General features: G+C 64.9%; 10 protein-coding genes and 1 pseudogene. 9 read left to right on the top strand and 2 right to left on the bottom strand.

Annotation, left to right across the window (positions count from 1 at the left end):
* A pseudogene (locus ABT300_RS37240) lies at positions 1-515 on the bottom strand (IS5 family transposase); the annotation flags it as partial.
* A gap of 416 nt (positions 516-931) precedes the next feature.
* Between ABT300_RS37240 and ABT300_RS37245 the strand changes: the two are divergent.
* The 9 genes from ABT300_RS37245 to ABT300_RS37285 all read left to right on the top strand — a co-directional run bounded on the left by ABT300_RS37245 (position 932) and on the right by ABT300_RS37285 (position 9967).
* Positions 932-1828, top strand: a complete 897-nt coding sequence (locus tag ABT300_RS37245; protein WP_351685649.1) for an HTTM domain-containing protein — start codon at positions 932-934, stop codon at positions 1826-1828.
* Positions 1828-2841, top strand: coding sequence for an alpha/beta fold hydrolase (locus ABT300_RS37250; RefSeq protein WP_351685651.1), 1014 nt, complete (start codon positions 1828-1830; stop codon positions 2839-2841). The genes ABT300_RS37245 and ABT300_RS37250 overlap by 1 nt, the downstream gene beginning before the upstream one ends.
* On the top strand, positions 2838-3470 hold the full coding sequence (locus ABT300_RS37255; protein WP_351685654.1) for a hypothetical protein: 633 nt from the start codon (positions 2838-2840) through the stop codon (positions 3468-3470). Before ABT300_RS37250 ends, ABT300_RS37255 begins: the two co-directional genes overlap by 4 nt.
* Positions 3467-3895 (top strand): thiol-disulfide oxidoreductase DCC family protein, encoded by a 429-nt coding sequence (locus ABT300_RS37260; protein WP_351685656.1) that lies wholly within the window; start codon positions 3467-3469, stop codon positions 3893-3895. Before ABT300_RS37255 ends, ABT300_RS37260 begins: the two co-directional genes overlap by 4 nt.
* A gap of 171 nt (positions 3896-4066) precedes the next feature.
* Positions 4067-4531, top strand: a complete 465-nt coding sequence (locus tag ABT300_RS37265) for a hypothetical protein (RefSeq protein ID WP_351685659.1) — start codon at positions 4067-4069, stop codon at positions 4529-4531.
* Positions 4532-5417: 886 nt separating this feature from the next.
* Positions 5418-6245 (top strand): ABC transporter permease, encoded by an 828-nt coding sequence (locus ABT300_RS37270; RefSeq protein WP_351685662.1) that lies wholly within the window; start codon positions 5418-5420, stop codon positions 6243-6245.
* A 133-nt stretch (positions 6246-6378) separates the two neighbouring features.
* Positions 6379-7281, top strand: a complete 903-nt coding sequence (locus ABT300_RS37275) for a TIGR03621 family F420-dependent LLM class oxidoreductase (protein ID WP_351685665.1) — start codon at positions 6379-6381, stop codon at positions 7279-7281.
* Between the two features lie 175 nt (positions 7282-7456).
* Positions 7457-8470 carry a sulfotransferase family protein gene (locus tag ABT300_RS37280; RefSeq protein WP_351685667.1) on the top strand — a complete coding sequence of 338 codons (1014 nt, stop codon included), beginning with the start codon at positions 7457-7459 and terminating at the stop codon, positions 8468-8470.
* 531 nt (positions 8471-9001) lie between these two features.
* Complete coding sequence (locus ABT300_RS37285) at positions 9002-9967, top strand: ABC transporter ATP-binding protein (protein WP_351685670.1); 966 nt, start codon at positions 9002-9004, stop codon at positions 9965-9967.
* Here ABT300_RS37285 and ABT300_RS37290 read toward each other — a convergent pair.
* Positions 9955-10235 (bottom strand): hypothetical protein (locus ABT300_RS37290; protein ID WP_351685673.1); only part of this gene is annotated, 281 nt, incomplete at its 5' end. The two genes, ABT300_RS37285 and ABT300_RS37290, sit on opposite strands and share 13 nt — an antisense overlap.

Here is a 10235-nt window from a genome sequence, read left to right on the forward strand (position 1 = left end):
GATCGCATCGAGCCTGGGCTTGTGCGGGGTGCCGTCGTTGGGGTTGCGGCGGGTCAGCTGTATCGCGTGCGGGGTGCCGTGCTGTTGGTTGATCTTGCTGCTTCGAGCCGGCCCGTCGCCGGTCGCCCGGCGACGGGCCCGTGTGCTGCCCCCTTTTAACGCCCGGACGTGGGAGGAGTCGACCACGCAGCGCGACCAGTCGAGCTTCGCCGCCGCATTCATCTCGGCGAGCAGAACCTCGTGCAGCCGCTGCCACACACCGGCCTCGCTCAAGTCCCGAAGACGTCGCCAGCACGTCATGCCCGAGCCGAAGCCCAGCTCCTGGAGCAGGTACTCCCACTGGATCCCGGTGTGCAGCACGTACAGGATCCCGCACAACACCTCCCGGTCCGGCAACGGCTTGCGGCCCGATACCGAAAGCGACGCTCACGCTGCGGCAGCAGCGGCTCCAGGCGATCCCATAGCGCATCCGACACGATCCACGGCGACGTCCCCACGCCGCACCGAACGCTCAACTCTCACCGCGGACACGGCAGCCAGTGCCGATCCACCTCATTGCGTTAGCCGTTGTTAGCCCGGATAGGTAGAGGCAGTTCATGACCGAACGTGCCCGTTTTCCGGAGTGAAGATCTCCTGAACAATGCGGTTGAGGGCTCGACGGCACGGGTAGGCGCTGCCCGTTTGTCGATCGATGCGCCTTTGGGATGCCCGTTTCCCGACGACTTCGGATAGCCGATTGATTCATGACACTCCCTCCGCGCGACCCGACCCGGGACATTTGACCCTGGTGGCGAACGGCTCGGATACCGATACTCAAACTACACAGCACGATTCAGTCCGGTTCACCATTTCCTCCATTTTTGGTTGAGAACACGTTGAGTCGTGGAGTGTCACGAATTCCTTTCTTGTCCCTGTTTTGTGGAGGTGGCGCTTGAACGTGTGGAAAAAGGTCTGCGAGAAGACCCGAACCTTCGAGGAAATCCATGTGAGGTCCGGGCCAGAGCCGGTGATACCGGCGGTGGAGCGGTTGAATGCGGTGTGTGTTCTCATCGGGGCTTTGGAGGAGTTGTCCCGCAGCTCCGAGAACCGGGACAACGGCGTTTTCTCCTGGGAGATGTTGCGGGAACAGTTTCCCGATCGGAGCCCTTGGAAGACTCAAGTCCTGGATCAGTTGTTCAGCTATCCGGCGGTAATGGGCATACCCGCGGTGCGTGGCCTGGCCGCGGCACGGCTGCTGCTGGGCCGACCGGGGCCGACAGAGCGGATGCTGCTGGACGGTGTGCTGGTGGCCGCCGCCAGTCTGAGCAACGTCCACACGCACTACGGTGGTGATGGTTCGGATCACCATTCATACGTGGGTCTGGCCACCGCGTTCCTGGCCCGGCTGTTCCCGAACGATGCTCGTGCGCAGCGGGTATGCCTGAAGTACCTCTCGTTCCAGACGTGTCTGTCTTATGCCGTGTCGGGCGCAGTGAAGGTGGCCTCGCCGCAATGGCGCAGCGGCCGGGCAATCACGGGGATCATGCGCACGGGTACGTACGGTGACGGGTGGCTGTACGAGTTGACGAAAAGGTATCCGACGATTCGGGTGTTGATGGCGTGGATGGTGATTCTCGGGGAGTTGTCCTTCCCCCTGGTTCTGGTCGCGCCGAAACCGGTCGCCCGGGCGATGCTGGCCTCATCGACGGTGTTCCACCTGGCCAACGGCCGGTTCATGGGGTTGAACCGGTTCGTCTGGGGGTTCACCGGCAGCTACCCGGCGGTGGCGTATATGTCCCGCGGGATGGGACAGGCGGCCTCTGGTCAGCTCGGGTCGGGGGCGCGGTGATGCAGGTCTCGTGGAGTCGGCTGCCGGAGTGGTCCCGGCAGTGGGGTACCGCGGAATGTGTCGAGAATCTGCTGATCGGCGGCACCCTGGCCGTGGTCACCGCGAAGATCGCGATTCGCGAATTGAGGGGCCCTACCACTCGGGTGCCGGGGCGGATGGCCGGCAGTGGGCTCCATGTGATCACCCGTGTAGGTGGCGGCCCGACGGTGGTGTTCGAGAACGGCCTTGGCTATCCGGCGACGACATGGGCGTGGATCCAGCGAAAGCTGCCGACCGGGTTCGCCTCGATCGCCTACGACCGGCCCGGAACCGGGTGGAGTCCCCCGCAACGCCGGTCCGACGGTGTGGCACACCCGGAGAGGCTGCGCGCGACGATTCGGTCAGTGGCCGCGTACGCGCCGTTCATCCTGGTCGGCCATTCGGTGGGCGGGCTGCTCATCCGGGCCTTTGCCCACCGCTTCCCGGACCTGGTCGGCGGCATGGTGTTCGTCGACTCGGCCCACCCCGCGCAGTATGTGCGATCGCCGGCGCAGGCTGCCGCGCTGGAACGGCTCCGCGACGACGTCGACCAGATGATCGTGCGCGGCCGACTGGGCATGCGCCCGTCGTGGAACAACGTCGCGCCACTGCACCGGCTGCCTGAGGACGTGGGTCCGATGACCAGCGCGATGGCGTTCAGACCCAGCAATCTTCGAGGTGCCCGCAGCGAACTCGACTTAGGTGAGCGTGAGTGGACCGCCCGCGCCACCGAACTGACAACGCTGGGCACGCGGCCGGTAGCGGTCGTCAGCGCGCAGCAGTCCCTCATCAGCGACCCGGTCATGAACCAGCTCCACCAGGAACTGGCCGACCTGTCCCAGGTGAGTAAACGGTTGGTCGTGCGCGGTGCCGACCACCGGACGCTACTGACCCACGAGCCGTTCGCGGACCAGGTCACCGACGCCATCGCCTGGGTTATCGACCGCCTGTCCCCGGCCACGACACAGCCAGCGCTGCAAGGAGACCGGCCGTGACCTGCAACGCAGCCCTCCGCGAAGGCCCGCTGCTCCCTGCCCGGGTGACCCGCGTCGCGTCGCGGACCGCGCTGTATTCCATCTTCGCTGCGTGGGGGACCTTGACCGTGCTGCGCAACCTGAACCAGTCCCAGGAACTGCTCTACAAGTTCGGCAGATTCGGCCTGACGATACCCAACTACCGGTTCTTCGGCCCCACCCCGGCCATGCATGACTTGGCCCTGCTGATCCGCCACCGGCACCGTGACGGCTCCCTCACTGAATGGAACCAAATGGTCGTCTCCGAGGAACGCAGTCCGACCCACACGTTCTGGGCTCCGTTCCGCCGGGCTGAGAAAGCCGTTGCCGATGCGATCCGCGAGCTCTACCGGACGGGTGGCGACGTCGTGAGCGCCGGCGTCCTGCCCAAGACGATGGGCTACAGGCTCCTGCTACACGTGGCACGGAATCAGGCTCCCCACGGCAACACCGCCGCCGACGTCCAGTTCGCAGTTTGCCAAATCGCCGCCCACGAACCACAGATAGCACCGCAGATCACCTTCGTCTCCGAGATGCATGATCTGGCCACCGGAGACATCGCTGCCGAACACGTCCCGCATCCGGCAGCGGCCACGGAAGAACGATCATGACCTCTCCTGGCCAGGCCACGCTTTCCGGCCACCTCCCTGTGCTGCTCTACGACGACGACTGCGGATTCTGCCGCCGGATCCTGCGATGGCTGCACAACCACAACGCTCTCGGCCGTACCCAGACCGTCGCCTGGCAAAGCCTCGACCCGCATCCACTCCCCGTCGCCCAAGAACGACTCGAACGCGAGATCATCCTCGTCTGCGGGGACGGTATCCACGGGGGCTCCACAGCGCTCGCCCTCGCGGTGGCCTACGGAACCCTTCCATGGCGGCTGATCGGCCGCGTGCTGCGCCTGCCCGTCATACGGGCCCTCGCCGCCTTCACCTACCGGAAGGTGGCCGCCAACCGGCACCGCATGCCCGGCTCCACCGCAGCCTGCGAACTGCCCGTCCGCCCCGCGGCATCACCGAAGCGGGGAACATGACGGGGCTGCCGTCACGAGCCGGATTCTCAAACCAGGGGCCATGGGCAGGTGGGGTACCCCATCCCGTCTGACCACCACAGTCCACTGTTCAGCGGCGTCGTGCGCGACGCCCCAGAGACCCGACGGGAAGCACCGTCGGAGAAATAGCCAGCGAAAGAAGGGACAGCAGAAATGTATCTACTGGAGCCCACCAGGGCGTCCGAGTACGCCAATCGGTCAATGATCAACCGGTTCGGGTTCATCTCAGCAGCCGACCCGATCAACTGTGTCGTGGAGGTTACCGCGGCAGCTGGGGCGGTGGTAGAGGCGGAGGCCGCTGGCGCCGCCGCCGCCGGTGCCGTTGAGATCGGCGGGGCAGCGACGGCAGTGGCGGACGCGGAGGCGGTCGGTGGCGCCACCGCCACGGCGGAGGCCGCTCAGGCCGCGGTAGAAGATGTCGCTGTCGCTGCAGCTGAAACCGGAGGGGTAGCAGCAGTGGACGCAGATGTGGTGGGTGGGGCTGTTGCTGCGACTGCGCGGGCGGCAGCAGACAACACCGTCGCCCTGGCCGGGGCGGTTGGCGGAGTCATCGGTGGCGTTACTGCCGCTGGCCTGGTTGCCGAAGGCGCGATTGCTGCGGCCCGCGACGGAGGGTGATCCCAGCCGCGCGGCCCAAGCCGAGGCCCAGCACGCGGGCGTTCAGCGCCTGATCAGGCAGCGAATTCGTCCTCATCCGCAACAGAACACGGCGGAGAGGCGGCTGGGAGATGACACCGTCGACACCGCGACCCGATCGCCAACGCCGTCGTGGAGCGACTGTCGAACGAGCTGATCGAATCAACTGACACCAGAGTCGCCTGGTGGCCGGCTGAGGTTCGGCTTCCGCACCACCGTCGCGGTTATCGCGCTCACCATGCTCACCCTCGGATGTTCGCTCCGAGGGTGAGCATGGCACCAGCGCGCTCCAGCGTGGCACGTCGGGCAGAAGAACCTCAAATGAAGTCCTGGACGAAACCCTTCCTGAACACATGGGGCACTGCGGTGAACACGGATGGTGAAGAGGGCAGGTGCGGTCCTCCACATTCAGGATCCGTTCGTGACCTGCCTGGTACGGCAAAGGGGCGTGAGCTCGGCGTTGGCGTTGTCCGCAGCGGATCCGTAGGGCGACGGCTTGGTGGGTGGGCCCAGGTGCCACATGGGCCGAGAGTCGGTCACGGCCGTGTGGCACGTGCCAGATGGCCTGGAGAGCAGGTGGCGGGTCTTCTCAGCGGTGTGGTCGATCAGTTCAGGATGCTGTCCACGGACAGTGGCAGGTGCGGGGCGGGGCGGGGCGGTTCACTCCATGGCGCCGCCGGTACCGGGCGAAGCCAGCACACCCACCTGTCGACAGGTATTTCACTACGGTCGAGCACGGAGAATTCCCGTTCCTGCAAGCAGCGATGGGCCGGTAAGCCAGCCTTGATTGGCGCGGTGACAACCTTGCAATAGCCAAACTTACATATCGGCCGTCGCGGGCGGCAGCCACAACCGAAGACGGAAAGACATGTCGCTGACAATGAACCGGAAAAAAGAAGTAAATCTCACTGTCTGGCAGCCATTTCTCGTGCTTGTGTTACACGATATCCGTCAACTCCGCAAGGAAGCGGCGAGGTTCGTGGCAAGGATCGCGACAATCACGCTGTCCACTGTCTTCGTTTTCGACTTCGTCCTTCCCCAGCTCCAGGGCCAAAGCCTCGGTATCACTGCTCAATACGCCACGGTCCTGGCACCGGGCCTAGTCGCGATCGGTATCTGCAACCAGGCATTGACCACCACTCTCACCGCCATGAGCTACGACTTCGGACCACTGCGCCGGATCGACCAAACACTCATGGCCCCGCTACCAGTACCGCTCGTAGCCCTGGCCAGGATCATCGACGGCACCCTGCACGGAGCCTTCTCCGCATGCGTCACCCTGCCGATCGTCACTTTCGTGCACGCCCCTGGCGCATCACCCTCACTCGACCTGACCCGATGGCCCCTTCTCCTGTGTGCCGTCGTCGGCGCCGGCGTCCTGTTCGCCGCGCTGGGCGTCGCAATCGGCGCTACCGTTAACCCCGCCAAGGCATCCAACGTGGCGCCCTACATCCTGCCCATCATGATCATGCTCGGATGCATCTACTATCCGTGGTCATCGCTTGGCCCCATCCCGTGGCTGAAGTACGGCGTACTGGCCAACCCCGTCGTCTACGTCACCGAGGCCACCCGCTTCGCCATCACCCCCCAGCTCGATCACCTACCTGGATACGTCCTGCTCTGGTCGATCGGTGCTGGCGCGACCCTGACTACCGTCGTCGGAATGACCCGTTTCAGCATGAGGGCCCGGCAATAAAAGGCATTCCGGCAGCACCGGGAGTTTCCAGGCAATATGCCAGAGAGCTGGAATTTCGAGTCCGTCCAGACACTCTAGAAACTCTTCCGGTTTATCTGCCCACAGGCCGATAACAAACGCGGGTGGATCGAGGATGATGCAGGAGAGAGCAGAAGTGATCAACCCTCCATCATTTGAGTTCGCTGTTGTCGTGGAGCCGAACCACAGCGCAAAGGACTGGTCCGCTGTGGTGCGCAGCTGCGAGGATCTCGGCTACGACACCCTTCTGGTCACCGACCATCTGCATCTGCGGCTGGCCGCGGTGCCCGCACTCGCCATGGCCGCTGGGTTGACCACCCGGATTCGGCTGGGCAGCTATGTACTCAACAGCGACCTGCGCGATCCGGTCCTACTGGCCAAAGAGATGGCCACCGTCCATACCCTCTCCGAAGGCCGCGCCGTCGTGGGCCTGGGAGCCGGTTGGCTGCGCACCGATTACGAGCAGGCGGGAATAGCCATGAAAGCCGGTGCTGCGCGTGTCGAGCGGTTACGGGCTGCGCTGCGGCCGGTGCGGGAGGTCCTGGCAGAGGCAGCCGCCACCAACGGCAGCCCCGTACCCCCGCTGTTGCTGGGCGGGGCACGTCGCCGGATTCTGGAACTAGCCGGGCGGGAGGCGGACATCGTCGGCGTGCTACCGCCACTGGGCCCCGCCGGGCCCGCCGACTACACTTGCATGCTCGCCGACCACGCCGATACCCAGTTGGACTGGGTACGGGCCGGGGCGGCGGGCCGGATCACTCCGCCGCGCCTGAACCACCTGCTGTGGGGGTGTTTCGTCACCCGCGACCCGGCTGCGGTGAACGACGCCCTGGCCCGATCTCTGGGGTGCCCACCGCAATTGGTGCCGCAGTTGGTGCCGTACCTTGTCGGCACGGTCGACCAGGTCGCGCGGGAGTTGCTGGCCCGCCACGCCCGATGGGGATTCACCCTTGTCACCGTGCCGTCGAGGGCGGCAACGTCATTCGCCCCGGTGATGCGGGCATTGCGACGTCAATAGCCGCTGCCCACCAGTTCTGTCCCCAACCAACGGTCATCAAGACCTTCAGTCTGCTGGGCGCGTGACCCGACTACCGGGTTCATCCAGGCACGCGCACTCCGGCGGAGCCGGCCCGGGCCCTTGGGCTACCCGGCAACCGCGCATTCACCTACACACATTGGTCTGGAGCTGAATCATGGCCTTGACATTTGTGATCAATACTGGGCGCTGCGGCTCAACCCTGCTGTCGCAGCTGCTGCACGAGCATCCGGATGTACTGAGTATCAGTGAGTTGTTCGGCATCGTCCCGATAAAGGGACGACTGGACGGGCGCCTGGACGGGCGTGAATTCTGGCGGCAGATCGCGGAGCCTGTACCGCTGATGGACGCCATGGTCCGCGGCGGTCTGGCCCTGCCGGAGTTTCGGTATCCGTATGAAACCGGTCGCTTCGATCCGGAAGCCGGCGTGCCGTTCATCAGTCACATGACCCTGCCGGCGCTGACCGACACCCCGGATGCGCTCTATGACCGGCTGGCAGTTCGAGTGTCGCGCTGGCCGGCCCGGCAGGTCGCCGACCATTACCGTCACCTGTTCTCCTGGCTCGCCTCCCATCTTGGCCGCTCAGTCGTCGTGGAGCGCACTGGCGGATCGATCACCTTCGTGGCGGAACTACGCCGGGCGTTCCCGGAGGCGCGTTTCGTCTACCTCAGCCGCGACGGGGTGGACTGCGCACTATCGATGAGCAAACACGCCGGGACCCGAATCCCGGTCCTCGTCGAAGCCGCGGGTACCAACATACGAGCAGCCCTCGCCCCCGGCCCGGTTACCAGGCATCTGACCCTCGACGCTAAGTCGATCATGGAATGTGATATCCCGCTGCCCGCGTTCGGTGCCCGGTGGTCGGCCATGACTCGGTCAGGAGCCGCCGAGCTGACCAGGATGCCCTTCGGAATCTGGACAGCGATGCGCTACGAACAACTCCTGTTGGACCCGGTGACGAGCCTGCGCAGGCTGGCAGGGTTTCTCGAGGTGGCCGCGCCACCGGAATGGCTCTCGTCGGCTGCAAGCCAGGTCGATCCGGCGCGTGTCGGGGCAGCGAACCTCCTCGACCCGGAGGTCCTGGCCCCGCTGCGTGCCGCATGCTCTTCCGGGTACCGCGCTGATCGGGCGCTACACTCAGACCCCTCGTCCATCACCGCACACTGGTGAGCCGGTTCTGACAGCAGCCCACTGAGTGCAGTGATTTTTGCGGTCCAGTGACTACCCATCAGGTGGCTGAAGGTCTAGACGTTCCCATGGCCACACCCGGTCGACATGGCCCCCAGATTCAGCCGTTGCCGAAACCTGCAGGACCAGCAGCTCATCCGCACCCCCTAGAGGTGCAGGCGTCGCCACCCACGCGTTCGCCGGCGTCGAAGGCAGGATGCTACGAGTCTTTGGTGGGGCGGCCACCGACGTTCACGATCACTGGACTCCCGGGACATTTGACCCTGGAAGGATCAACGCTGCAATGAGACAGTGAAGGACGCGACCTTCGCGCGGCACAGACACGCCGCAAGGGGTGATCTGGTGGCGCGTTCTACTCCTTGGACGAAGCGAAACCGTGGCGCACTGAAGCCCCGAACCAAAGTGGCACATCGAGGTGTGTGGCTTGCTCCAGACATCGATGAGGCGCGGAGTCTCTGGCCGAGACCAATGCATGGTGAAGCCGATCACAGGGTCCGCGGAGGAGATACTCGAATGCCTGGTCCATCCTCTCCTGCAATCGAGGCCAAGGGCCTCACCAAGGTCTACCAGGGCAAGGCCGGGCCACACACTGCGGTGGACGGGGTGCATCTGCGGGTCGACCAAGGAGAGTTCTTCGGTCTACTCGGCAGCAATGGGGCCGGCAAGTCAACGCTCATCGGCCTACTGACCGCTGCTATCAAGCCCACCCATGGCCGTATGCGCGTGGCGGGCGTCAGTGTCAAGCACCGTCCGGTGGCAGTTAAACGAGCCATCAGTGTGGTCCCGCAGCGCAACACCCTTGATCCGCAGCTAACGCTGGCGGAAAATCTCGAGTTCCACGGGCGGATGTTCGGGCTGGACTCTCACATCGCGAGGCGGCGTGCCGCACGCCTGCTCCGCGAGTGTGGCATTGCGGACGTCGCATCGAGAACCATCACGAGGGTATCGGGCGGCCAGGGCCGGCGTGCCCTGATCGCCCGAGCACTGATGCACCAACCCAAGGTGCTCTTCCTCGATGAGCCGACAGCGGGTGTCGACATCAACGCCAGGCAGGTGGTGTGGAAGCTGTTGCGTGCCATCCACGCCACCAAGACCACCACTATCGTGCTCACCACTCACTACCTGGAAGAGGCACAGGAACTGTGCGGCCGAATCGCCATAATGAACCGAGGGAAGATCACGGCCATCGGCTCGCCCGACATCCTGCGTTCCGAGTCGGGGTTGCAGACGGTGGTGAGCATCCAGCTCAACGGGATCGCCGACGCCGTCGCCGTGGCGGCCGGCCGGGTGCCCGAGGTGAGCAGGGTCGAGCATCGCGGTGACACAATGCAGCTCTATACCCGCAATCCGGAGGGCCTCATCAGAGAAGTCGTCCTCCTCGCCGAGTCCGCTGGTTTGCACGTCAGGTCGGCCACCACCGCGGCACCGGGCTTGGATTCGGTGCTCCGCTTTCTGACCAGCCTCGATCATTCAGGGTGATCACTGCCGACTGAAGCCCTGGAGTACTCCGTTGGGAATTGCGCAAACTGGCCGTCGCAGTGGTTCAGGCCGCGATTCCCGCGAACCAGCAGCTCCACGCGTACCTGCTCCGGCTGGCGCTCCTTGCACGCGAGGTGTTCGGCGAGCCAGGCGATCAGCTTGTCCGCGTCCGCGACGTTACACTCGCGGAAGCCTAGAAGGCTTCCGCATACCGGTCGGTGGACGTGTTCAGTCGAACTGGGTTCTGGATCGGGTGATCGCGGCGGTG

The sequence above is a fragment of the Streptomyces sp. NPDC001027 genome (assembly GCF_040299045.1).
Classification (GTDB): Bacteria; Actinomycetota; Actinomycetes; order Streptomycetales; family Streptomycetaceae; genus Streptomyces.

Excerpts from the sequence above, each read along its gene's own strand:
- ABT300_RS37250 (WP_351685651.1), top strand. The coding sequence starts at position 1,828 with ATGCAGGTCTCGTGGAGTCGGCTGCCGGAGTGGTCCCGGCAGTGGGGT.
- ABT300_RS37260 (WP_351685656.1), top strand. The coding sequence starts at position 3,467 with ATGACCTCTCCTGGCCAGGCCACGCTTTCCGGCCACCTCCCTGTGCTG.
- ABT300_RS37265 (WP_351685659.1), top strand. The coding sequence starts at position 4,067 with ATGTATCTACTGGAGCCCACCAGGGCGTCCGAGTACGCCAATCGGTCA.
- ABT300_RS37270 (WP_351685662.1), top strand. The coding sequence starts at position 5,418 with ATGTCGCTGACAATGAACCGGAAAAAAGAAGTAAATCTCACTGTCTGG.
- ABT300_RS37275 (WP_351685665.1), top strand. The coding sequence starts at position 6,379 with ATGATGCAGGAGAGAGCAGAAGTGATCAACCCTCCATCATTTGAGTTC.
- ABT300_RS37280 (WP_351685667.1), top strand. The coding sequence starts at position 7,457 with ATGGCCTTGACATTTGTGATCAATACTGGGCGCTGCGGCTCAACCCTG.
- ABT300_RS37285 (WP_351685670.1), top strand. The coding sequence starts at position 9,002 with ATGCCTGGTCCATCCTCTCCTGCAATCGAGGCCAAGGGCCTCACCAAG.